The sequence below is a fragment of the Mucilaginibacter sp. P19 genome (assembly GCF_050632265.1).
Taxonomy (GTDB): Bacteria; Bacteroidota; Bacteroidia; order Sphingobacteriales; family Sphingobacteriaceae; genus Mucilaginibacter; species Mucilaginibacter gossypii.
In genome coordinates this window covers 4,436,130-4,460,424 of the sequence record NZ_CP192586.1, presented here as the reverse complement: position 1 = coordinate 4,460,424, position 24,295 = coordinate 4,436,130, and the positions used below count along the sequence as shown (strand labels likewise).

General features: G+C 35.0%; 25 protein-coding genes. 7 read left to right on the top strand and 18 right to left on the bottom strand.

Annotated features, from left to right (window positions below):
• The first annotated feature begins 506 nt into the window (after positions 1-506).
• From ACQ86K_RS21590 to ACQ86K_RS21580, 3 genes are all read left to right on the top strand, one after another.
• The gene (locus tag ACQ86K_RS21590; protein ID WP_176844562.1) at positions 507-1,007 is read left to right on the top strand and encodes a response regulator; all 501 of its coding nucleotides are present in this window, start codon (positions 507-509) and stop codon (positions 1,005-1,007) included.
• 416 nt (positions 1,008-1,423) lie between these two features.
• On the top strand, positions 1,424-2,668 hold the full coding sequence (locus ACQ86K_RS21585; RefSeq protein ID WP_256337530.1) for an MBOAT family O-acyltransferase: 1,245 nt from the start codon (positions 1,424-1,426) through the stop codon (positions 2,666-2,668).
• Positions 2,669-2,671: 3 nt separating this feature from the next.
• A complete protein-coding gene (locus tag ACQ86K_RS21580; RefSeq protein ID WP_091174168.1) occupies positions 2,672-3,610 on the top strand; it encodes a hypothetical protein in 939 nt (312 codons plus the stop codon).
• Between the two features lie 81 nt (positions 3,611-3,691).
• On the opposite strand, the gene ACQ86K_RS21575 is transcribed toward ACQ86K_RS21580, so the two are convergent.
• The 3 genes from ACQ86K_RS21575 to ACQ86K_RS21565 form a co-directional block, all read right to left on the bottom strand.
• Positions 3,692-4,675 (bottom strand): UDP-glucuronic acid decarboxylase family protein, encoded by a 984-nt coding sequence (locus ACQ86K_RS21575; RefSeq protein WP_431198750.1) that lies wholly within the window; start codon positions 4,673-4,675, stop codon positions 3,692-3,694.
• 344 nt (positions 4,676-5,019) lie between these two features.
• On the bottom strand, positions 5,020-5,196 hold the full coding sequence (locus ACQ86K_RS21570) for a hypothetical protein (protein WP_431198749.1): 177 nt from the start codon (positions 5,194-5,196) through the stop codon (positions 5,020-5,022).
• Positions 5,197-5,553: 357 nt separating this feature from the next.
• Positions 5,554-5,922, bottom strand: a complete 369-nt coding sequence (locus ACQ86K_RS21565; RefSeq protein WP_091174161.1) for a hypothetical protein — start codon at positions 5,920-5,922, stop codon at positions 5,554-5,556.
• A 399-nt stretch (positions 5,923-6,321) separates the two neighbouring features.
• Between ACQ86K_RS21565 and ACQ86K_RS21560 the strand changes: the two genes are divergently transcribed.
• On the top strand, positions 6,322-6,717 hold the full coding sequence (locus ACQ86K_RS21560; RefSeq protein WP_091174159.1) for a response regulator: 396 nt from the start codon (positions 6,322-6,324) through the stop codon (positions 6,715-6,717).
• A gap of 167 nt (positions 6,718-6,884) precedes the next feature.
• On the top strand, positions 6,885-7,952 hold the full coding sequence (locus ACQ86K_RS21555; protein ID WP_431198748.1) for an acyltransferase family protein: 1,068 nt from the start codon (positions 6,885-6,887) through the stop codon (positions 7,950-7,952).
• A gap of 329 nt (positions 7,953-8,281) precedes the next feature.
• Here ACQ86K_RS21555 and ACQ86K_RS21550 read toward each other — a convergent pair whose 3' ends face one another.
• Positions 8,282-8,497: a hypothetical protein gene (locus tag ACQ86K_RS21550; RefSeq protein WP_431198747.1), complete on the bottom strand. Its 216-nt coding sequence runs from the start codon at positions 8,495-8,497 to the stop codon at positions 8,282-8,284.
• Between the two features lie 620 nt (positions 8,498-9,117).
• Between ACQ86K_RS21550 and ACQ86K_RS21545 the strand changes: the two genes are divergently transcribed.
• Positions 9,118-9,585 (top strand): hypothetical protein, encoded by a 468-nt coding sequence (locus ACQ86K_RS21545; protein WP_431198746.1) that lies wholly within the window; start codon positions 9,118-9,120, stop codon positions 9,583-9,585.
• Positions 9,586-9,656: 71 nt separating this feature from the next.
• On the opposite strand, the gene ACQ86K_RS21540 is transcribed toward ACQ86K_RS21545, so the two are convergent.
• The 3 genes from ACQ86K_RS21540 to ACQ86K_RS21530 form a co-directional block, all read right to left on the bottom strand.
• Positions 9,657-10,121, bottom strand: a complete 465-nt coding sequence (locus ACQ86K_RS21540; RefSeq protein ID WP_431198745.1) for a glycosyl hydrolase — start codon at positions 10,119-10,121, stop codon at positions 9,657-9,659.
• A gap of 25 nt (positions 10,122-10,146) precedes the next feature.
• Positions 10,147-10,743, bottom strand: a complete 597-nt coding sequence (locus tag ACQ86K_RS21535; protein WP_431198744.1) for a hypothetical protein — start codon at positions 10,741-10,743, stop codon at positions 10,147-10,149.
• A 1,112-nt stretch (positions 10,744-11,855) separates the two neighbouring features.
• Positions 11,856-12,104, bottom strand: a complete 249-nt coding sequence (locus tag ACQ86K_RS21530; RefSeq protein WP_431198743.1) for a hypothetical protein — start codon at positions 12,102-12,104, stop codon at positions 11,856-11,858.
• A 583-nt stretch (positions 12,105-12,687) separates the two neighbouring features.
• Here ACQ86K_RS21530 and ACQ86K_RS21525 point away from each other — a divergent pair.
• Positions 12,688-13,380 carry a hypothetical protein gene (locus ACQ86K_RS21525; protein ID WP_091174143.1) on the top strand — a complete coding sequence of 231 codons (693 nt, stop codon included), beginning with the start codon at positions 12,688-12,690 and terminating at the stop codon, positions 13,378-13,380.
• A 9-nt stretch (positions 13,381-13,389) separates the two neighbouring features.
• Here ACQ86K_RS21525 and ACQ86K_RS21520 read toward each other — a convergent pair whose 3' ends face one another.
• The 11 genes from ACQ86K_RS21520 to ACQ86K_RS21470 form a co-directional block, all read right to left on the bottom strand.
• Positions 13,390-14,403 carry a virulence RhuM family protein gene (locus ACQ86K_RS21520; protein ID WP_091174486.1) on the bottom strand — a complete coding sequence of 338 codons (1,014 nt, stop codon included), beginning with the start codon at positions 14,401-14,403 and terminating at the stop codon, positions 13,390-13,392.
• Positions 14,404-14,721: 318 nt separating this feature from the next.
• Positions 14,722-14,910: a hypothetical protein gene (locus tag ACQ86K_RS21515; RefSeq protein WP_431198742.1), complete on the bottom strand. Its 189-nt coding sequence runs from the start codon at positions 14,908-14,910 to the stop codon at positions 14,722-14,724.
• A 688-nt stretch (positions 14,911-15,598) separates the two neighbouring features.
• Entirely contained in the window at positions 15,599-16,843 is a 1,245-nt protein-coding gene (locus ACQ86K_RS21510) for a hypothetical protein (protein ID WP_431198741.1), read from the bottom strand.
• A gap of 115 nt (positions 16,844-16,958) precedes the next feature.
• Positions 16,959-17,228, bottom strand: a complete 270-nt coding sequence (locus ACQ86K_RS21505; RefSeq protein ID WP_431198740.1) for an AAA family ATPase — start codon at positions 17,226-17,228, stop codon at positions 16,959-16,961.
• Positions 17,228-18,997 carry an Eco57I restriction-modification methylase domain-containing protein gene (locus tag ACQ86K_RS21500; RefSeq protein WP_431198739.1) on the bottom strand — a complete coding sequence of 590 codons (1,770 nt, stop codon included), beginning with the start codon at positions 18,995-18,997 and terminating at the stop codon, positions 17,228-17,230. The genes ACQ86K_RS21505 and ACQ86K_RS21500 overlap by 1 nt, the downstream gene beginning before the upstream one ends.
• Positions 18,966-19,793 carry a hypothetical protein gene (locus tag ACQ86K_RS21495; protein WP_431198738.1) on the bottom strand — a complete coding sequence of 276 codons (828 nt, stop codon included), beginning with the start codon at positions 19,791-19,793 and terminating at the stop codon, positions 18,966-18,968. The genes ACQ86K_RS21500 and ACQ86K_RS21495 overlap by 32 nt, the downstream gene beginning before the upstream one ends.
• Positions 19,794-20,223: 430 nt before the next feature.
• On the bottom strand, positions 20,224-20,643 hold the full coding sequence (locus ACQ86K_RS21490) for a hypothetical protein (RefSeq protein ID WP_431198737.1): 420 nt from the start codon (positions 20,641-20,643) through the stop codon (positions 20,224-20,226).
• Positions 20,636-20,767 carry a hypothetical protein gene (locus tag ACQ86K_RS21485; RefSeq protein WP_431198736.1) on the bottom strand — a complete coding sequence of 44 codons (132 nt, stop codon included), beginning with the start codon at positions 20,765-20,767 and terminating at the stop codon, positions 20,636-20,638. The genes ACQ86K_RS21490 and ACQ86K_RS21485 overlap by 8 nt, the downstream gene beginning before the upstream one ends.
• A gap of 26 nt (positions 20,768-20,793) precedes the next feature.
• Complete coding sequence (locus ACQ86K_RS21480; protein WP_431198735.1) at positions 20,794-21,045, bottom strand: hypothetical protein; 252 nt, start codon at positions 21,043-21,045, stop codon at positions 20,794-20,796.
• A gap of 26 nt (positions 21,046-21,071) precedes the next feature.
• Positions 21,072-22,229 (bottom strand): C-terminal helicase domain-containing protein, encoded by a 1,158-nt coding sequence (locus tag ACQ86K_RS21475; RefSeq protein ID WP_431198734.1) that lies wholly within the window; start codon positions 22,227-22,229, stop codon positions 21,072-21,074.
• A gap of 307 nt (positions 22,230-22,536) precedes the next feature.
• Positions 22,537-23,925: an SNF2-related protein gene (locus ACQ86K_RS21470; protein WP_431198733.1), complete on the bottom strand. Its 1,389-nt coding sequence runs from the start codon at positions 23,923-23,925 to the stop codon at positions 22,537-22,539.
• Positions 23,926-24,295 lie beyond the last annotated feature (370 nt).

Below are 24,295 nucleotides of genomic sequence, written 5' to 3'. Positions count from 1 at the left end.
CTGAACAATTTCTAATTTAAATTCGGCCCGATTTTTTTCGTCATCGCGGCGGTTTTACCGGAATTCCTAAATAAATTAGTCCTTCGATCGGGCTTGTATAGGGCTATGTTAAATTTGTTGCCTTTTTAAGCTGGATAAATGTAAAAAAACATATATCGCCTCAGGCTAATAAAGAAAACAATCAGTAATCCAATAACTCAATAAATTAATATAAAGAAATGGGCATATGTGTGTAATATATTGGGTAGCAGTGAGAAGGTTATTGCCGTTCCCGTTTATTACTTTTGAAAGTGGATTTTTCAATTGTGGTTTATATGATATAGAATAAGGTCTGAAAAGGGCTCATTCTATTTTTTAAGTAAAGAGATAGTAAATAGGAAAAACCCTGGTTTCAGCTTTTACTCAGATGATTTGTTGTGATGAAAAATTCGACATTTACAATTTGTTATTGCTTTAATAAAGACTGTCCAAATTCGGTATACGGTTACCAATGTGTGCCCGTTAAATTGAGTGAGGAAGCGGTACTTACTCAGTCGTTCGGTTGTGCTACTTGTGGTTCTGAACTTTTATCTTCTGTCACGCTCGATTTGCAAATCGAGCTTTTTTCGATGCTAAATCACAGGCCAATAAAATCAATAGCGATAGTCGATGACGACTTGATGTATCATTATTCTGTTAAGAATTTGCTTCGAAATGCGCCTTTTATCAAGGCAGATTTTTATAAAAATGGAAAAATGCTTCTTCATGACCTGGAAATTAATTTAAAAAACGAAAGTGGTTTACCCGCTATTATATTTTTAGATATACACATGCCGGTTATGGATGGTTGGGAGTTTCTTGAACATTTTGAAAAAATTAATAACAATTTAAATGTTCCTATACACGTTCATCTCGTTTCAAATTCAATTGAACCTTTAGATAATATTATAAATCAGCGCTACCCTTTTATTAAAAGCTATATACCCAAACCTTTAACAATGCAGTTGTTAGCACAAGTGTTAACCTGAAGCATTAAAACCCATGCTACATCTCTTACTATTATATGCGTTTGGTTTTTGCGCATAATTGCTCACATTTTGTGCATTAAACTGTCGCTTCAAAAAAGCTTTCTATTAATATAATCCTACTATTTTTATCGATAGCAAAAGGAGCTGAAATGAATTTGATTTTCGATGCAATCAATTTATATTTAGCTACTTAGCTGGTTTTATTTAAAATAATAGCCTATGCTTTTTAATTCACTTAACTTCGCCTTTTTTTACCAATCATTTTCTGTTTATACTGGTTAATAAATAAAAATGGATTAAAAATTCAAAACATACTTTTATTAGCAGCCAGCTATTATTTTTATTCTTGCTGGGACTACAGGTTTCTTTTTTTATTGATCTTTTCAACCTTACTTGATTATTTCACCGGGTTGAAAATGGAAGACGCAAAGAGCTTAAAACTAAAGCGATTTTTGTTTTGGCTAAGTGTAACCGTTAATCTTGGTTTTTTAGGTGTATTTAAATACTATAACTTTTTCGCTGAATCGTTGATTTCAAGTTTCAGCCATTTCGGAATAACGCTTCACGCTTCTGCAATTAATGTAATACTACCGGTAGGTATTTCGTTCTACACATTTCATGGCCTATCTTATGTTATCGATATATATAAAGGACGGATCAAACCGGAGCGTAATTTTGTAGATTATTCATTATTCGTGAGTTTTTTCCCACTGCTGGTAGCAGGCCCAATTGAGAGGGCGACTCACTTATTACCGCAAATAAAGCAGAAAAGGGTTTTTGATTACAGTAAGGCAATAGACGGATGCCGGCAAATTTTGTGGGGACTTTTCAAGAAAGTGATTATCGCCGACAATTGCGCCGAATATGCCAATATGGTTTTTAATCATTCTTCAAATTATACAGGCAGTACGTTAGCATTAGGGGCCTTGATGTTTACGTTTCAAATATATGGGGATTTTTCAGGCTACTCAGATATTGCCATCGGAACGGCTAAACTCTTTGGCATTGACTTGCTTCGGAATTTCGCGTTTCCTTACTTTTCGCGCGATATGGCAGAGTTCTGGAGACGATGGCATATCTCGTTATCAAGCTGGTTTAAGGATTATTTGTATATCCCTTTAGGCGGAAGTAAAGGCAACCTTTGGATGCGGATAAGAAACACTTTTATCATATTTATAGTAAGTGGTTTCTGGCATGGCGCAAACTGGACATTTATAATCTGGGGTTTTTTAAACGCGTTGTTTATCATACCATCCATTGTGATGAAAACAAACCGGAACAACCTCGAAATCGTAGCCCAGGGTCGTTTACTACCATCATTTAAGGAATTAATGCAAATGGTTTCCACATTTTCGTTAACTGTAATTGCGTGGATATTTTTCCGATCGGCCAGTATTGGCCAGGCTTTTCAAATTATAGGTGATCTTTTTAACCGCAGCTTGTTCACTGCTCCCCATAATCCTCCCCGCCCGGTAATGTTATTGATCCTGGTAGTTTTTATGGCGGTTGAATGGATTGGAAGGGAGGGGAGATATGCTATAGAGAATGTTGGTTTGAGATGGCCACCCATTTTGCGTTGGAGCTTTTATTCAATTATCATAGTTTTTATAGGAATGTACATGCAAACCGGTGGTTCTGATTTTATTTATTTTCAGTTTTAGATCATGAAAAAATTTGTATTCAGATTTTTCTTTTTTTCTGTGTTTTGCAGCTTATTTTATGTTGTACTAATACTATTATATGGCACAATAGTGCCTGCATCATTTGCAGTGAATTTTAATTATTTCGGTGGCATGGGGTTTACCAGGCAACGATTTGATGAAGTTTCGAAAATAAAAAATGTTGATTTGGTGGTAGCAGGGTCGTCGCACGCCTATCGCGGGTACGATCCCAGAATATTCAAAAAATCGGGGATATCAATGTTTAATTTAGGGTCAAGCTCGCAATCGCCCTTACAAACGCGTTATGTTTTAGGTAAGTACGTAACAAAATTAAAACCTAAATTGGTTATTGTTGATGTTTATCCGGTTTTGTTCGGCGTTGATGGACTTGAATCGCAAATTGACCTCATATCAAGCGGACTAATAGATAAAGATATTATTGCTTTATCCTTTAAAATTAACAACATCAAATTATACAATACCTTACTGTTTGGTGCTTTCAATAATGAATTTCACATAAAAAAGCAGAAGCTATCAGACAATGAAGGAGACACCTACATACCCGGAGGATATGTCCAATCTTTCAGGCATTTGCAATTCAAAAAAACAAGATTTAAACAAAACGTTAATATCTCTGCCACACAGTTGGAAGCTTTTAAAGCAGGCTTAAATGAGTTGCGGTCGCAACAAATAAAATTCGTAATTATCCAGGCACCCTTTTCAAGAAGCAATTATGCTTCATATCAAAATAATGATGAAATAGATAGGGTATTTTCCAGCCTTGGTGAATACTATAATTTCAATAAAATATTAAACCTTCCGGATAGCATGTACTATGATGATAGCCATCTAAACCAACGGGGTGTAAATATTTACAATGCTAAACTTATTGATACGTTGTCAAAAAGAGGGCACTTTCGAAGGTTGTCAATGAATAATTAGCCGTCGTACGATGATATAATGCAGGGACTTCATAAATAGCATATGCCGGTAAGCCAAAAGCACACCGGCATTGTTATTTTGTTATTTGTTATAGTAGTAAAAATCCTTATGCTCAATCTCCATTTTTGAAAGAGATTTGAAATACTCAAGCGTTATTTTTAATCCTTCGTTTCGCGAAACCTGCGGCTCCCATCCCAATATAGCTTTGGCTTTCGTTATATCGGGCCTGCGTTGTTTCGGATCATCGGTCGGCAATGGTAAACAAATTAGTTCCTGGTCGCTCCCTGTTAATTTAAGTATTTCTTCTCCAAACTGGCGTATCGTTATTTCATCAGGGTTACCTATATTCATGGGTTGAACATAGCTGCTATGCAGAAGGCGATATATTCCTTCAATCAAATCATCAACATAGCAAAAAGAACGAGTTTGCGAACCATCGCCAAATATAGTTAAAGGCTCTTCTCGTAAAGCCTGCCCAATAAAGGCCGGCAGCACGCGGCCGTCATTTAATCTCATCCTTGGCCCATATGTGTTAAATATCCTCACAATTCTTGTTTCCACACCATGAAATGTATGGTACGCCATTGTAATGGCCTCTTGAAAACGTTTTGCTTCATCATAAACGCCTCTTGGCCCCACAGGATTTACATTGCCCCAATATTCTTCGGGCTGGGGGTTAACGGAAGGATCTCCATATACCTCAGAGGTTGAAGCTATAAGAATCCTGGCATTTTTAGCCCGGGCCAATCCCAATAAATTGTGAGTGCCCAGTGAGCCCACTTTTAATGTCTGTATGGGGATTTTTAAGTAATCAATAGGACTTGCTGGTGATGCAAAATGTAAAATATAATCTAATTCTCCCGGAACGAAAATGAATTTAGATACGTCATGGTGATAAAATTCAAAGTTTTCTAGTTTGAACAGGTGTTCTATGTTGCGGAGTTCGCCGGTAATTAAATTGTCCATCCCTATAACATGATAATCCCCAAGGATAAATCTATCGCAGAGATGAGAGCCTAAAAAACCTGCGGCTCCGGTGATCAAAATTCTTTTTTGTTTTCCCATTTTGCTGAATTTCCAGCTATTTTACCAAAAAAAGTGCCGTTACAGCTGCTTAAATGAGATTGCGATTTTATTGAGAATAATTGAGCAAATGTGTACAGCAGCGCATGGTGATTTAAAATTAGTTTCTTTGTATATTATGATTTCTACCAAAATATGCAGCTAGGTAAAACATAGAGTATTAGCTAATGTACTATTCTGTTAGCTGGCTATTAAGTAAGAGAAATGGAATTTAAAGAATTTATACCTAACCCCAAGCTCTAATCCGGTATCGTCTGTTGCTTAAACAGGGGCTTTCGTAAAAACAGCCTGGTCTTAGTACAAACCCTTTCATTATATAACCATATTCAATACCCGTCTGCCAAGCCAATTTTTTCTGTTTCTTCAATAAAGCCGCCCGGCGCGTCTGCAAATAAAAAGCTTTTGAGGAAATCGATACATAGTCGTTTCCCCGTTTTGTCGTCATCCCAGTGAATTTCAACTGCCGGAGAGGAGGGTAAGAGGTTTGTTGAAATCCAACGCAAAAATAGACTTGCTGATATGGTTCAAATCTGAAGCGTTGGGCTAGTGTTAAGAAAGGGATTCCCCTGTACGCGAGCTCGCTAAGTACCTCCATCCACACCAGTTTGCTTGCTTAAAAACAGCAAAACAAGTGCTAGTTAGATAGTGTTGATTGGGATTTTTATCATGCGATTGGCCTGTTAAATAGGGTTTTATCGTAGTGGTTATAAAATACTATAATAGAGGTATTTAGTTGACCCGAAACGCGCCGTTATGAGACAGAAAGTTTCTCAGTTGTGTGTATTTAGCATAAAATTACACACAATAACTTTAATAGTAAAGGTGATGGAAGAGCTATTTGTCGGCGAAAAAAGAAAAATTTATTTTGCGGTCACTAACCACTTCTTGTCGGTAATTAGTACTGCTGTATCATATTCTTCTAACAGGCGTAAATATTTTTCCTTCCAGTCCGTTAATTGTTGTTGAGTGGTTGAAACCAAAATGTTATCAGCGTAACGTTGATTGATAAACTTAAAATCATCTTTAGTAAACATATCAGGAAATTCAACTGAAAAATCATGCCGTATAACATTTCCAATTTTAAAGATATGTGCGGCACTCAGGTCCTTTTGATTAAACCAGTTATACAACGATCTTCTGTTGATGTCTAAACTTCGGGCCAGATCGCTTATATTATAGCCTTTTTTCCTGATAACGTATTCAATTATTTGTCCGTAATGTTTTTCCATATGTCAATAAAGTTTAGTTGTTTAATACCCAAGTTAGAAGGATGCTAACAAGTGAATATGTTTCCAATATAACCTATTTTTTTCTTAATGTGAAAAAGATTATGAATAATTTTTGAGTTCTGTAGTCAAATAGTTACCCGCAGAGGTAAATTTTAACCCAAATCGAGATTGTTTTATAAAAATTTAACAATTAGAGAATGAAAAAGTCTCTTAACACTGGATTAGCATTAATTCGGTAAATTTTGCCATAAAAAACGGCGTTATTATCACAATATTTAATCAATTGTTTCACTAAAAATGAGCATTTTGGGGTTTTTAGAAGTAGCAGCATTAAACAATTTAGATAAATTGATAGGTTAGTATTGTTGAAGGTTAGGGTGTTGTACAGGCTTTTAATATATGTTGAAAAATGTCTTATATATTGATGATAATCAGTTGGATCTTTATATTCTGACACTTCTGCAAAGAAAGTATCATTTATTTAAATCCTGTATAACAACGGCAGATGCGGTTGGCGCACTTCGGGAATTAAAAGAATGTGCTACTGATAAAGATCATTTGCCTGAAATTATATTTTTGGACTTGTATATGCCTAAGTTTAATGGCTATCGATTTTTGGATAAGTTTGAGCAGATTTATCCCTTGTTTACAAAAAATATTGAAGTTCATATATTATCTTCGTCAATGAGTCCTAAGGATATGCAACGATGTATGCTGTACCCGCATGTTTGTGCATATCATATAAAACCTATAACCCTCGAACAGCTTTTAAGTGTGATCGGAAGTAAACCATAATTATTTCTATAAAGTAGTGTTGAACAGATTCCGAAAGTGACTAGTTGTATGCTGTTACAATTCTTAATATCTCATAAATACACATTTTAGTATCAATTGTATTTAAGTGAGGTTAACTTTAGTTAAAACCCGTTAGTTTAGTTTTTCCGCAAACAGAAATTTTTAATATGCAGAGCTACATCCAAGCACAAACACCAGGGGTAACTAAGCTCCATAACCTAAGCGATAGATTGTTGTGGGTTGACTATGCTAAAGGAGTGGGAATTGTGTTGGTTGTTTACGGCCATGTGTTGCGAGAAATCAGGCCGGTAAAAGGATTGTTTAACCAATATGCAAGCTTCTTTGAGTTGTCTGATAAATTTATCTATAGCTTTCATATGCCTTTGTTTTTTATGTTGTCTGGATACTTTTTTATGTCGTCATTATATAAAAAGGATTTTCTGTTCGACAAAATTAGGGGATTGGTTTATCCGTTTATTATCTGGTCTATACTACAAACATCGGCCGAGATCCTAATTTCTACCATGAGCCCCTATACCAATACGCAAACACCCTTGGCCGAATTAATTACCTGCCTAATAATACCAAGGGATCAGTTCTGGTTTTTATATGCATTGTTTTTCATAACAATGATTAATTATTTTTTATTCCGGCTAAACGCTGCGGCAGGGATCTATTTTTCAACAGCATTATGGGTTGCATATGTTTTATTCAGGCAGTTTGTGCCCGAAACATTTAATAACACTTTTCAATTTTTAATATTTTTCAATATAGGGATATTGTTTTCTCAAAGCCGGAGGTTTATTCTAATAATGGGGCAGTGGAGTTTTTTGTTGGCAGGGATAATTGCTTTTGCGGCAACGGAATACTTTTATTTAACCGGAATTTCTCCTTTCAATTCAACAATCTTGTCGAAGTTTTTAGTGGGTGTCGCGGGATCGGTGTTAGTAGTTCAGCTTTCAAGGCTGGCAATAGCAGCAAATTTTCTTTCGATACTTGGTTATATCGGAAAACGGTCACTGCCTATTTACCTTGCCCATATGCTTGTTGCAAGTGGAACGCGCATTTTTTTATTAAAAATTTTAAAAGTAGATAATCTTGCTGTTAATTGTGTTGCAGGTACATTAGCGGGCATATTTATACCTCTGTTTTTGTATAAAATAGCAGTGAAAAACGAGTACACCGCCTGGTTATTTGTGTTCCCGAAAAAATCGACAAAAAGCGCGAATCGATAAGGCAAACTATTATAAAAACCGCCTGAATCTATGGGGCTGGTGTTTTTGTAATTGCCGGTACCGTCAAAGGCGGTAAGTGCTAACAGTGGGAGGGAATGTAAATTTAGCACACTATTATACAATATTTCACATAAAGCACCCAATCAATCAAGTCCGGTTATTAATGGATAAAACTTTGCAATATTTGCTTAAATACTTATTTAACAAGTATTGCGCAATGAGACAAATGCTTCGGCTGATTCAATTATAGCACATGAGGAACTTAATGATAAATGGGCCAACCTATATGTTGGATACCGATGCTGATGCAGCTTTTGTAAAGAGATGCGTTAATTTTTTGATGCTTTTTTTCCGATTACAACCTTCGTGCTTGTACCCTCAATACCTGGTACTACTATTATAACAGTTTTTGCGGGTTTGCTATTTCCGTTTATTCCTCTGTTGCCATCAGTAGCAAGTAAAAGGCGTTTTTTCCGGGAATTCGCCTGTTTTTTTTGCGTAATATTAATATTCGCCTTTTCATCACAATTGATCAACTTGCTCATAAATTTAAAATTAACTAACGACCTGTTGCTGATCAACAAAAACAATTTTACTAAAACTTTCTTTCGTACCTCGTTAATTACCCAATCGCTATCATTAATAGTCGGGTTTGTTATTTATTTGTACGTCAAGAATTTTTCTAATGATAAGATAATCAATTTTATATACTTCGGATTAAGATTGTTATGTTTTTATGCGTTATATGAATTTGTGCTTTATGCGGCAACAGGTATAAATGGTGATTTTATGGTTAATCGAACTTTTGGAGATGACGCCTCATCGGGTTCCTTGTTTCAAACAGTTAGCCTTGGCGGCATAGGGCTGATGAGGTTAAAAGGCTATACCGGTGAGCCCTCTATGTTTGTTTATACCGTCTTCCCTTTTTGGGTGTTAGCGTTTGGCTTAAAAAGGAATTACGATATCTGGCTCCTATTTACTTGCTTGCTATTTACCTTTTCAACAACCGCATATGCATCAATGCTATTGTTTTTGGGTTTTTGGGTATTGTATAAAAGAAATTTTCAAATATTCTTCTATGCATGTGGTTTTATGGTTATAGTATGCGCAGTACTGCAAATGGACAGATTTCAGCACCTTTTGGATAGTGTATATGATTTTACATTTGGAAACAAATTGGGCGGTCAAAGTCTCGTCTTCTGAATCAAGAGGGAAGGATTTTGTTAATCATATTTCGTTTTGGGCTAACCTCAACGGTTGGAGCCAGGCTTTAGGTATCGGCTTTGGTTATGTTCGCTCCGGAGATTATTTTTCAACCTTAATGCTTAATAATGGCATTATAGGGTTTTTAGTATTTAGCTGGTTTGTTCTAAGGAATATGTTTCTGTCGATTCCGATTAAGTTGGTTTCAATTGGATATAAATTAGGTTTGGTGATGGTTTTCCTGATCTTAATGACCACGGTACCTGAATTTGCCTACCCATCTTTTTGGATATATTTAGCATTGGGCTTTGTGTTGGAGCGCCTACATGTACCGCGTAAAACAAGCGAAAAACAAACAACCGTGCACCCATCAAAAAGCATTACACTTGTAATGGCTGACAATGAAAAAGTGGCTGTTTCTACCGTATGAGATCAGCCACTTTTTCTGTTTTTTTATTTTGGCCTAACCTTCAAAATTTTTGAAAGCAAATAATAGCCACTTTAAAGGGTTAAGTTGGTCGCTACCAGTTTCTTTGCCCAGCTGGTATAAGGAATGGTCCATTTCAAAAATCCGTAGCTGCCTTCTTGCGCGCTTTTTAAAGGCTCATCAAATAATTCGTAAAACATCAATACTTTAACTTGGGGGTTGGCTTTACATTTGGCTACAAAGTTGGATACGAAAGTATTTTGATTTTGCTCTTTTATGCTCTGCTCCTGAGTGCTGTACCTGACGTTAGATTCTGTGATCCAAATTGGTTTGTTGGGAAATAAACTTCCAAGCTTGACTGTAATGTCGTTTATCTTGTAATTGGGAGCAAGCCTTTCCATTTCTGAGTACCAATGGTAAGCTACCACGTTAAATTTCACGCCATAGGTGTCGCACATTCTTAAAAACGCGTATTGTAACCAACCAGCAGAAATCATGGTTTTTGCATTAGGGTCTTGGGATTTTAAACCCTCATCCATACCTTTTAGATATGCTGCCGTTCTGTTAAATTTCTGTCCTGTCAAAGTCATATTGGCTCCAGCCTACTTTACCTGGAAGCAACAAATCTAGGGTAAGGTCGTTTCCAAGATCGTAGTACTCAAAGTTTTTCGCATACTTGGCACCAAAATTAGTCCCCAGTTTTTTACCAGCCTCGTAATTGTAACTTTGGCTTTTGGTTAGATCCATGGTTCTGGTGTAAAGCATTGGTAAAATGTTTACTTTACCGGCTGCGGCAGCATCTAACAAAGGACTTAACAGATGTGGTACGGTAATCGTACCGTCAGATTGTGCCATGCAATCTATCCTGTACCAGTTCATACCCATTCCTTGTAAAATTGAAATTTGTTTGGTAGCGGGAGTTTGGATGTAAGGCTGATCGCCAAGCGGGTGGCCATTGATGCCTAATTGGAGTGTCGAGCCGGCAACGGTAATTTTTGATGAAACCGCGGTAGTTGCCGTGCTTGCGAAAACCGTTGATTGGTTTTCAGGGATTGTAGCCATGTGGGCGGGTTGTACGTCATCTTTAATTGAACAAGATGCCAGACAACATCCGGCCGTGACGCCAAGTGCCCATAGTTTTGTACGATCAAACTTTAACATGATATGGGATTTAATTAATAGTTAGGGGTCAAACGGTGGTTTTGTTATAAATGTTACATTGATTTTGGTAATTATTTGAAAAAAATGAATTAATTGGAACCTTAATGGTAATTGTTTGCTTTCTTATTAGTTGTTATGGTCTGTTTTTGAGTTAGTTATATTGTTGCATAGTGTAATGGAATTGTTGCAAAAAAAATAAAAAATTCACATTTTTTTTGCATTAAATGATGGTGTTAACTAATGGGCAATAGTTTTTTAGGGGATTTATCTCCCAAAACTTAATTGTTGTTAGCATTGATGCCGGCATGTCCTTCAAACATAATGCATTTCAAGTCAGGCTGCGAGCTTGGCCTATGTCCGGTATCGGTTTGGATGCTCCCTTATAGTGTTATAACTAAACAAAGATAGGCCGAAACCATAAAAATATAATGCGGCTTTTTGACCAAAAAAACACATTTTTTGGTCAAAAATAATGAAATTGTGATATTTTATGTGTATTTGAAAGGTTTTGTTCCTTTTTACAAAATGGTGGTAAACGTTGAATGGAGCTTTGGTTTTTTATAAATACATGATGTCCACAATATATCTTGTGTGTGGATTAGGCCATGGAAAAATGGCGCTTCGGATTCAGTTGGTTTCTCATTGATAAACAAATTGTTATACGTTTGTAACCTACGTACAACCGCCTGGTAAATAATTTGTAATATTGCCGGATGTAAACATACAATTCGGCTATAGGTAAAAAAATTATTGCTATTGCGTTTGATTGCGTTTTGCTGGTTGTAGAACGTTAAGACAGTAACTCCCCCTGATATTAATGAGTCGCTGGCTGTAAAGAAAATTCCTGTGTACCAGAAATTAAGGTGAAGGTCATAGTCGCAAATTTATTTCAGTGGGCAGCGGGCCTTTTAATGAAAGGGCTCGGACCTACAGGCCGGGTTTAAAGGATTTATTAAACAGTTTTTGCCTGGCGGAAGACAGGGTGTAAATCCAGGTCACGTTAAATTATTAAAAGTGTGAAGATACTGAATGCTTCTACTGGCTTTAGTGGTTTGAATGCTCAATGTTTAAATGAAACACAATGATGATTGAATCCAATGGAGCTATTGGATTCAATCCATTTTACAATTTAGAGTTTCGTTATATCTCTCCAGCAGGCGAATATATTTTTCCATCCAGTAATATATCGCCTCCTGTTCTTTATCGGTGTATAAAGCTTTAGTTCCCTGGATTTTCAAGCCTGATAGGCTTTTCTCATTGATCTCAGAAGGAAATTCTTTTAAAAAGTTGTGATTTATAGCAAGGTCGACCTTCATCATATTGCTCATCCCAAGGTCTTCTTTTTCAAACCAGTTATACAATGTCCCCGGCTGACGCCGACTTTTCGTGCGATTTCGCTCAAACCCATTGATTGACGACGTATAGTAAGTTCTACAATTTTACCGCGGTGGGGATTCCGCTCTTTCCTTGTTTCAGCCTGCTTTGTAAATCTGCCAGGCGTATTAATCATTAGACTGACCACTTTTGCCATATCACTACTTGTTTTTAAAATAACTGAAACCACCGGTTTATAAAGATGCTAATTCAGTAGCCATTTCGTTCCGTTAATTCCTTACACAGAATGGAGCTTTAAAAAATTATTTGTTAATATTTTAACTGCTAATTTAAATATCATCAAAGATGATGCTTGCTGGATAATATGATTGTATACCGAAATGTATATCAGTTGGGAAGTTTTTGCGAGCCACAATGCATTCAACATGCCGCAATTAACACCTCAATCTTGGCTTAACGTTAGATTTAATGACTGCGTACTATTAATCCATTGTGTCAATAACAAGTAAATGTCGGTTGGTGAATATAGGATTTATTAGTATTTGCTATTTATCCACAACTGGCTGATTATTATACAAATAGACTTATCTTAGAGTAAAATGTATTTTTATGCGTATTAATCAATCACCACGTATTTCAATAAATAAGCTTGGAGAGTATATTTATGCTACCCCTGCCAGAAAGAAGAGAATATTGCTCGATGCCAAATTTCCGTCCGAAATAATCACCAGCAGGTATGCTCCTGTGCAAAATGCTGCTATACAAAATTTTGCAGCTTCTGTTAAAGATATTGAAATATTTAACCGCGTGAAGGAAATATTGTCTCAAAAGCAACCAGCCAATGACCATCAAAAAGAAAAAATAAAATCTTGTATAGAAGCCCTTACTCATCTAACAAACTGTGCTTCAAGTAAATTGGTGCCATACACTGAAATACCAGCTATTAAAGGATATAAAGATTGTAAATCAATTACGATAAACGGTGTAGTAATAAGTTTACGGCCGGAAATTTTGCTTTTAGATAGAAATACCAATCAACCTAAAGGCGCGATTAAATTAGCTTTTGCTAAAGGTCATTTTTTATCTATTCAGGAGGGGCAATGCATAGCGGGTCTTATAAAGTCTTATTTGGAGAAAGAATTGAAAATTACATGCAGCTATAAAGACTGTATTACTTTGGACGTATTTTCAAGCCGGATTATTTATGCTCCAACTAAAAATGAATGGACAATTAATAAAATCCAAAGCGCTTGTGAAGACATTAGACTTATATGGCCGTCATTGCAGCAAAAGGTAGCTTAATATCTTTTATTAGCTCTTTTTCTTATTCGAACTTATTCTTTTAATTTCTTTGTCAAAGTCACTTTCAAAATTTTGATCCTGTATAATCCTAAATTTATCGTACTCTTTTTCAGCTAATTTTATCGCTACTTCATGGCTTACCTTTCCAGCATCTTTCAGGATCTGATATTCGTTGAATTGTAGGAACGCGTCTAAGCGGCTTATCCAATCACTCATCTTCATAGGTATCTGCCTTGATGCTTGTAATTCTGCAAAGTCAAGGTACATAGTAACAACTCTTTCTAATTCTTTGATCTCCTTTTCTATTAGGTAGTTCTTCGCTATCCCTATATCACCTTTTAGTACTTTGCCGCTGGGTGCATTTTTGAAAGTCTGGAGACCCATATTTGGCTTATCTGCACTTGCCCGTTCTGCAATGATCTGCGCAGCGGTTTTACCTGAAATAGCAAAATGTAGTTTGTTTTGAACCGTCTTAAAAAACTTTTGGGTTATATCAGCATCCTTATTGTAATCTATACTGCATTGCTCATATATATCTGTTATCTTAAGATAGAAACGTCGTTCGCTGGCGCGTATCTCTCGAATGCGCTCTAAAAGCTCATCAAAATAATCTTTACCGAAACGCTTACCTTGTTTCAAACGCTCATCATTCAGGACAAAGCCTTTAACAATATACTCCCTTAGTGTTTTTGTTGCCCATATACGGAACTGTGTAGCCTGATAGCTATTAACCCGGTATCCGACTGCTATGATTGCGTCTAAATTGTAAAAGGAAGTAAGATATTTTTTACCATCACCGGCAGTTGTTTCCATTTTGGAAACAACTGAATCTTCTTCAAGCTCATTACTTTCGAAAATATTTTTCAAGTGTTTACTAATAGCGGGCACTTCCACGCCAAAAAGCTCTGATAAACGCTTTTGGGTTAACCAAAAAGTTTCATCATTAAAAATTACTTCAATTTTAACATCACCGGTAGGGGTGTTGTAAAATATAATATCGTTTAATTCCGGCTGTTCACTCATTTTAAACATTACTAATTTCAAAAATTATAGACACTGATAATAATACCTGCAGAATTGTGGATCTTCTATATGTAATATCGTTCGCAGTGCGGACGATATTACATAAATCAAGAACAAAAATATTCAACGGAATCCCCAATTAAAAATATGCAATTATCAACATCTTTGATGTTGCCTTTGATAAACATAGTCAACAACTTGATCTATAAAAACTATAGCATTACCTACATACATTGCATCATAATATTTTGACAGGTGGCCCCAATAGAAATTAATGACCATGTTCTTAATTTCTTCCTTTGTTTTCATATACAGCATTTAGGCAGGTGTCCAAAATTCAACATCTAAATGTATGCGAGCGACACCGCGTCGTTGAGCTTCGGTAAATGCCAAATCTTGATATTGCTGATGAACTGCTCTGTCTAAACCTTTAATAGATGTCCATTTTTCTTGGCTTAAAGAATTTGCAGTCCTACTATCAATTGGCAGTTCGAGTGGAGCAAGCACAGATGTATTTGAATATAAATCGTCTTCATTTATAAACTCCCTTTGAATAAAGCCATTATAACAAATATGTCTAAAAAAATGTTCAGTACTTTCCTGGCTGAACCATATTGGATATCTTCATTCCGACAATAATCAATTAGCAAGTCTGTTTGTTCATCTAAATACAGTGCATAGTTATTTTTTAAGGCTTTAAAGAATTCATCTAGATCGATTTGCGCACAAAATTCGCTGCACTTGGCAACGGTTCCAGCTCCGCTTTGATTCCTTAATACACTTATATCAATACACAAAAAAGCAATGTTCCTTTTTAATTTTGAGAAAAATATTTGGCATCCACACATTATCAAATAATATTTAAGACATCAATATAATTTCAAATTATTCAAACTCGTACCAATTTCATCTGTAAATAAAGAATACATGTCATTTTCAATCAAAGCCACATCCGTTTTGTTAATGTGCTTCACTGTATCATCGTAAAGTTTTTGTAATGAACATTTGTTTATTTCATGATTTAAAGCAGTAGGTACATTGTCCACGGAACATTCTAACATAGCATAACCTCTCTCGTCTGTGTCTATAAAATAACTTGGACTACCATCGCTTTTTTGGTAAAGAAGAATTTTGTCAAGCAGACGAGCTTTATAAATGTATGATTTTCCACTTTGTGTATCAATTTTGTATTTAACTAATTGATTATTAACAACCAGAGGGTGAGCTCGATTTTTTTTAGTTCGTCGATAATTCTGAAAATATCTTGCAGCTCCTTTTTAAAGTACTCCGTTCGAGGATTGTAGTGTGAAGAGGGATTTAAACTTCGTACCCTATACCTTTCAAGTTTATCTAGGGGTCTTGTATTAAAGCCAACGCTATCAAAGTATTCTCTGGCTTTAACTAACAACGTATCAATCATCAATCCCGTATTTGGGATGGGAGTTCCATCATTATTCACCAGAAACTTATGTGGTATAAACTCCCTGAAAAACTCTTCGATTGATATTCTTAAATTATTCCCACAAGCATTATAATCAATCTCACTCTTAAAATATTTTAATGCTTTTTGCAGACTGCTTTCGTAGGCTGTAATTAAAGGAACAGGTATGCCAGCATTGTTTTCTGACTCATACATCTCAAAAAACTTCCACTTTTCTTTCCAACTGTTTTTTATAATCAAAGTATCCGTTTCCCCAGATTTTTTAGCTAATTGCGCATAATATGTTTCAATGAATTTTCTTGCGTCTTCAAAAAGCCCTCGTTGATGCGTGAAGAATAATATTTGATAATCTTCCAGATAACCTTCCATTATGACATTTAAGACAAATTCGCGATTACTCATATCCATGCTCATCAATAAATCATCTAAAACCAATATTTTTGGATACGCTTTTACAAATTTTTCATCTAAAATTGCTAACCGTATTGCCAACGCCATTGTTGATAGTTTAGCTTCGTTTAAAAAGCTTTGTGGACTATTTACAATTTTTTTATTCGCATCAGGAATTAAGGTCGTTATCAGCTCGACAGACATTATAATTTTGGGGTATTTTAATTTCCAGGTTCTTCCTTTGCTCCCGACTTTAAAGTCATTATAAGTTGCTTTTTTATAGTTGAATTTTACTTTAAATTTCTCTTCAAATTTTTCTTCTAAATATTCATTAGTCGTTTGTTGAATTTGAACAAGATAATACTCGAATTCAATATTAAACGTATTTATAGTTAATTGAAAATCCTTGTAGCGCTGTTCGTGCATTTTTGGCTGAGGGCTCAATCCCTCTGCAATATAATCCCACCAATATTCTGCGTTTTTATTTCCTTTGGATTCACCGGGTTTTATTAATTCCTCACGAAAATTTATAAAGGAAAATAATTGATGCTGAAAAAAATCAAATAAATCAGTTTCTTCTTTATGGTAGTAAGCGTATATTCTTGACAATACATTATGGTCAAGAAAGTCACTACCAAGGGTAGTTTCTAAAACTAAATTATCCGATTTCGTATTAATGGTAGAAAGGGATATCTCCCTTCTGGAAGTAGCTTTATGTTCATCTTCAAATATAATAGCAATTGAACTTTCTAAATGTTCTGTCGCTGTATCTATTTATTAAATTTTCATTATGCTTGGGGTCAAAGTATTTCCTTATCTCAAGGTTATCTGTTTTAAATACACTCTGTAAAAAAGTATATAATGCCCAATAGATTGAACTCTTACCACTGCCATTTTCACCATATAATAAAACATTCTTTCGTTCAAAATCTAATTCATGATTTCCAAGAAAGAACTTGAAATTTTGCAATATAAGTTTTCTTATTTTCTGCATTATTTTGCTGCTTTTATTGGCATGATCAGTTGGTTTAAACGGGTATCCATCAATTTTAAATTATTGCGGATTTCATTTTCTTTTTGTCTTAATTTTTGATAAGATTCATGGATCACCTGCATTTTATTATCATCTTCCAGTCCGTCTATTATCGAGAAATCTCGTTCGGCGTATTTAAAAAACTCCACCCCGGCATTTTTAAATTCATCCTCGAAATATAATTCATATACCAATGCATCGACAATCTCCTCAAACATAGTTACAAGATGATGATTGTCTACATACTCATTGACATGGTTGGGTACAGACAATGCTTTCAAAAAAATAATGTAACTAACCAAATTATTAAATGGTTGTTGCCTTTGAGCACTTGCCAAGTGAATGGGGAGACCTTTCGCATCTTCCGGATAGAAATGTAGTGATTCCGATAGAAAATTTAAAAAATACCAGTTAATCAAAGTAGAATTTAAGATCGCAATTAAATATTTATAAGAAAATTCTTTCCCAAATTGAATCTTCTTGGGCGTTATATTTCTTTTAACTGTCGTATGATTCGCTTGAGCAAGAAGATCCCACTTAACACAGTTTATTACTGTATGGCTATTGTAAAAATGCTTTGTATCCAACGCAAATCGCAATCTGTCTTTAACAATGTTAATAAACATTATTTTTTCATTTTCAAACAGTTCCTTAAACATTGAGTTATAATGTTCATTGGGCTTATAATCAAGCCATCCATATTGAGAGAATGAGAATCTTTCAATATTTTTCCCCTCAGTAAATGGTTTTAATCCCGGTTTGAAGTCTTTGAAAATATAGTGTTCTTTTTTATCACCGTTTGTTTTGTGGTTAATGCGCGCGCCGTAAGAAATAAGGCAAATGTTGTCTAAACTTATTGATTTGTTCCAAATGACAGATTTTAATAGGGATACAGTTGAAACGTCTTTAGTTTCTAACCTGTAATCTTTTAAAGTCAAAAAAACACTTTGGTTTATAGAGCTTTCGGTTATTTTATTTTCCAGGAAATTTTTTTGTGAGTTTACTTTTTTGATTTTTGTTAAAGTATCAGAAACTTCGCTACCTACAAACAAAGTAATATTTTTTACTACTGCAGCGTCAAAAACTCGATATTCACTAGTATCTAATATTTCCAAAATGGAATAACTGTCGATTAATAATTTCCTGGAGTCGGTTCCATATTTTTGATTTGTGTATGGATAGGGAATAATAAATGTCAACAGGCCTGTGTTTTTTGCAAACAGTTTTAAAGCCCTTTCAATAAAAGCAATATATAAATCTGTACGGCCTTTACAAGTTTTATACTTAAGAAACAGATACTTCTTCGTTTCGGTATCTATCTTCTCTACATTAACATAAGGAGGGTTACCTATTACAATGTCGAAAGTATTTACTCCGTACATCCATAAAGGATCAAACCAATCAACTTTTTCGTGGTTAAAAGGATTCCATGTGCTTATTTTAAAAGCTCGGCTTGTTTCTTTAGCTCCAAACGATAGTTGCTGTTTAAAAATACTTGTTTGAAGGTGCAAAAAATTTTCTTTTATTTTCTGTTTTTCTACTCCATAGCTTTGCAAATAATCTAAACGAAATTGCTGTAGGCTATCCAAATCTTCATTGGCATTAAATAATCCACCATAATATTCTTCGTCAGGTAACATAAATAAACTGTTAGCCGTAACGAATTTGAATTCTAAATTTGGTAAAGGTTCAATGCCTCTATTTGGTTTGGTTCTCGTCAATATTTTCATCAACAACTAATGTTAAAAAACAGCGTAGTTTGGAAATTTCAGCCGCAATTGGTTGTATATCTACGCCATACAATGAATTTTGAATAATGCCAAGCTTTCTTGCATATTCCGGGCTTCCTTTTTCTAATTTGTCTTTAACAACTTTTCTTAATACTGGATTGTCGATTCGGCTTACTTGCTTTTCTTTCCACCAAACTGCATTGCTGTCTAGTTTCTGTAACGCCATTACTATTTTCTGCAACATTCCTATTGGGAATGCCCCGGAACCACAGGCTGGATCTAATATTTTGATCCTATCTAATGCTTTTAAGATTTCCTGTTTTTCATTACTTTCAAATTGTATGTTTTCGCCGTTATCCAGTTTAAACAGAGGTTCCAATCGTTCATTAGAAATATCGGTTTGTGCATGAATATAGTATACTAAGCTTTGCGAAGTCATGTAATCGACTATTTCGCGGGGTGTATAAAAGCTACCGGTAGATTTCCTCGCAGTATCACCGCTATCTGGGTCAATTTCTGCTAATAAGTTTTCAAATATCCTTCCTAACATTTCAGGATCAACGCTTACCTCAATATCAACTACCGAATTCTCATCGATTGTAAAATTGTATTTCTCTAGCTCAATAAAAAAATCAAAAAACCACTCGTCCGGAATGACAAGTGTATTGATATTTTGTGACAGTCCCGTCGTTTTGTTTAATGAATAATAGTCCTCATCTTGCTGTTCAAATAGACCGCCATTTAAAAAAGGAACTTGTTCGCAACCTAAGGGCAGGTCTTCATTCCTAAAATCCATCGGAGTGTTTAGAGTTTGAAAAAAAGTTTCTCCAAGATAAAATGATAATAACCTGGGTTTTCTTTCACAGCTTCACTAGAAAGTAAATGTTCAGGTAATAAGGAAATATCTAACCTGGATTTTTTAACTTTCAGAAACCAGCAAAAAACCGTCCGGCCAATTAGCCGAACTGCGAACTCTTGGTAAATTTCATGCGAACCCGGACCGTCTCCTATTGAAGGTAAAATGAGACTCCTTTCATAATTAATCGTTTTGCCATTTCGGATTCGTTTGCCTCCAATTAAATTGGAAAATTTATCTGCGATAATTTCATAAAATTCCTTGTTTAATGCCTCAACGCTAAAGGCACTTCTTAAATCTTCCAGGCCAATCGGCTTGCCCGATAACGAAATAATCCTTAAAACAGGGGTTCTGATTTTTTCTCCTCTTCCTAAAAGATATGTATATCGCTTAGGTTCGGTTTTTTTACACCTATAGTTCCATCTTCATCGAGAGTCCTTATTTCTGATACAAAAGATAAACGCCACTTGTTGTCTTGAACAAAAACAATTAAGGCACCGTCCACGTCGTATTTATAAACTTGTCTAAGTAGTTCCCTTAAACCTACTTTATTGCGTTCAAGCCAAACTCCCGGTTTAATATTGACTTGATAAATCCCAATAATTCTATCGTCTTTAGTATTGAAATTACCCAATTCGAACGCCTCAGATGCCTTATCATTCGTTGGCAATAAAATAGACAGTGGATTTTGATGTAAAAATTTTACATCGAATATGTCCACCAATACCTTTTGCCATAATTCAATTGAATATGGCTTTGAAAATATGTCTTGTAATTGTTTTTTATCCATTAATAAATGTCTCGCTTAAAACAACTTCAGGTGAAATGTTAACTTCAATTTCTTCTGGTTTTTCTTCATCACTTGATTCGTAAGCATCATATTTATTAGCAACAAGCAATATAAGGTTATCCAATTGTCCATACGTAATTTGCCGTTTGTCTAATTGTTGCCTGATTTTTTTAATTCATTAGGTAATGGTGTATGTACACCTTTATCCACTAGAATAATTAAGTTTTCACAGGCAACTTTTACTTCTGACCTCTTAGTGAGACTTTTAAAATCTCTCAAAAACTTTTTAGCTTGAGACGAAACTCCGTCAGCTTTATCATTAGTTGTTACTGTTGCCGTAGATACACCTAAAAAATCCTTCTCAAAAGTAGTCAAAGCTGTTTGAACTTGATTATAATGCATTTCAGGTAACTCAAAAGATGTTTCATTTATTTTTGCCTGAAATAATTCTGCTGCTTCAAGAAATGACAGGGGGTTGGTTTAAATTTTTCATCGACTTTATAAAACTCGATTTTGAAATTAGATTTTAGAAACACAACAGATGAATTAATTACATTCTCTTTTTGAGCTTCTTTGCTATCTCTTGCTGTCCTTGCCTTTAATGGAAAACCTTTAATTCTTTTGAACTCCTTAGGATTATTGTCTTTAAACTCTCTAATAAATCGAAGATATTGTAAACGTTTATCTTCATCATCAGGCAATCCTTCTTTAAACAATTCAAACTGTTCTAACAGCTCTTCGTGCGTATAAATTTGCGCATCCTCACCAAAGGCTGTGTGAAATCCTTGTAATTTAACCAAAGCTTTGCTGTATAGTTTAATTTCCTCATCTCCCTGTTGCGAAGGATAAAAGTTATAATTATAGATGACACCGGCTACACTGCCAATTCTATTAACGCGTCCAATACGTTGCATTAATCTAGTTGCATTCCAAGGGGTATCATAATTCACAATAACATTGGCACGGTGCATATTTACACCTTCTGCTAAAACATCAGTAGTGATAATTATACTGTAAGTGTTTTTTTGCTCTCCTAAATAATTGGCATCAAAATTTTCCTGTATAGTATCAAATTGTTTACTCCTGTTTTCAGAGGATATACAAAGGATTTTTTGATCTAGAATTGCTTCTAACTTTTCACAGAGATAATGTGCCGTGTCGGCGCTTTCTGTAAACACAACAAGTTTGCCTGTGGGGTTAATTTCCTTGTTAAATAATTCGGTCTTAAGAGCAACAACAAATTTATCTAATTTGGGATCTTCGATTATGTTTTTCCATTCCTCAACCAACTCACTTAAAAAATCATGATCTTTTTTTAAATCAATAATGAAATTTTCGTCGAAATCTTGCGGTTTAAAAACATTGCTTTTAGGATTTGATATACTGTCTTCCAAAATTTTTGTTTCAATCTGTTCAAATGATAACCCCTTTTCCATTAAACTATTAACACCAAGATCAGGTGCTATAAATATCTTCCCTTTTTCAAACATCTCAATCATCCTACCAGTCGATATTTTGAGGTTATTAAGTGAAGATTTAAAAGCAGTAAAGCTACTTTCAAGCCGTTTTATCATTAGCGTTTTCATTATAGCTGCAAGTGAATAAGAAACCAATTCAGCATTGTCATAGACACCCTCGCTAATTTCCTTATTTAATGCACCTATAGCCTGATAGCGTTTGTAATTAATTTTGTCTTTGTCCGTTAAAAAAATATCGTGTGATAAAATAATTTGCTCAAGCGCGTATTTAATTCGTATAATTTTGCCTTGGGAGCGGCGATTTCAGGAAACCTTATTCCTTGCGCATTTAAGTCTTCGAGATATTTAGGATAGTTTTTCAAATCTCTTCTTGTTCTCCGGACTGTTATTTGTGAAATAACTTTTTCCCTAATTGTTAGATATAACGCGCGGATTCGTTCCATGTCAGGAATGTCAGCTTGTAGAATTTCACGATATTCGCGAATAATCGGTCCGAAAAAGTTTGAAGGTTCGTAACCTGCAATGTACTACGCCTTGCGTCTTGGAAAAGCAACAACTGATAGTATAAATCCTGTGGCCGGTTATTTAATGGGGTTGCGGATATTAGCATTACCTTTTTCCTTGCACCGGATAGTAATCCTTCGCCGTTGCGAGGTGCCTTACATATCCGCTGCAATTGGCTAAACATTTGCGATGTATGATTGCGATATCTATGCGCTTCGTCAACCAGTACTAGATCATAATCTTCTTTAGCCCAATAGTTTATATCACCTTCGATTATTTTATTGATTTTGCCATTTGAAACAAATTTAGTATGGCGATCAATCCCAAATTGTTTAAAAGTATTTTTCCAATTCTTTTCGAGCGCAGGAGGGTATACGACAAGAATCTTAGTATATAATGACCCGTTAGCAATTAAGAACCGCTTTGCAATCATAGCAGCAACTACAGTTTTACCTAAACCTACTACATCTGCTAAAAAGAAACCATTATGCTCACTAAGCATTTGAAAGCCTTCGTTCACAGCATCTATTTGGTAACTAAGCTTCTTAAAAGATTTGGGTAAATCACCTACAGTATCTGGGTCATAATCAATGTTTTTTCCAAAATATTCAATCAAAAATTTGATGTAAATCTCAAATGGCGTGAATGATTGACCAATATGTGTTTTTTGTTTCCACAATTGTATGTCGGCAGGTAATATTTGAGTGCTTTCTGCCCACAAATTACTAAACTCCAATTTTGTGAACTGAACATCATCGTAGTTTTTCAATGCAATATTAAGTTCATAATTAGGCGCTTTTTTGAGACCCAGACCAGCATCTGTTAAATTGGATGACCCCATTATTACCCACCCATCGGAATGTTCTGTGTGTTTTTCAGGCAGAAATAAATAAAACTTAGCATGTATAGCTTTGGATTTATGAGCTCTAATTTCGATACGACCGTCGATCATATCATTTATAAATTGCAAAACTCCATTTTCAACGGTAGAAGAATATTTTGCCTCTTTTATGTCTTGAATAAACCACTTCAAAAACTCATCTTTTGCTTTTACCTCATCTCCAAAGTACAACAGTCCCTTACTTTGAGCCTCGGCAAACATTTGGTCAACGTTTATTCCGACAAGTATTTTAATTTCTTTTAAGTCTTTTAAATGCTCTTGCAAAGCGAAATAACCTGAAGATCGAAAATATCCTATAACGGCATGAAAGGCATATAAGTCTTTCATGTCACGGATTATTCCTGTGAATTTATCAAAGAGATTGCGCTCTTTGTTATTAGTAAAAAAATGAGATGACATACACTACAATATTAAAGCAATATCTCACTAAAATTTCATATTGTTTTAATTTATAAGATTTTTATAACCGCCTCTCTAGTCGATTAAAATTTATTTTTATAACTAGCTTTTAAAAAATGAGTATTTTAAATTATAGTTATGAAGCATCGATTTGCTATATGATTTGAGCTCAAGCAGATAGATTATGTGCAGCAGGAAATATTTCTCTCTACGCGGCGAGGCCGGTAATAGAATGGTTCACGTGCAATAACGTGCTGTGTAGTTCAGCAACTTTCGGTAGCAAAGTTGGTATGTATATTTATCCCAACTAATGTAACGATAAGCCTTAAAAATTGGGTCTTATCGTTACACTGGAAGTAAACTTTTCATT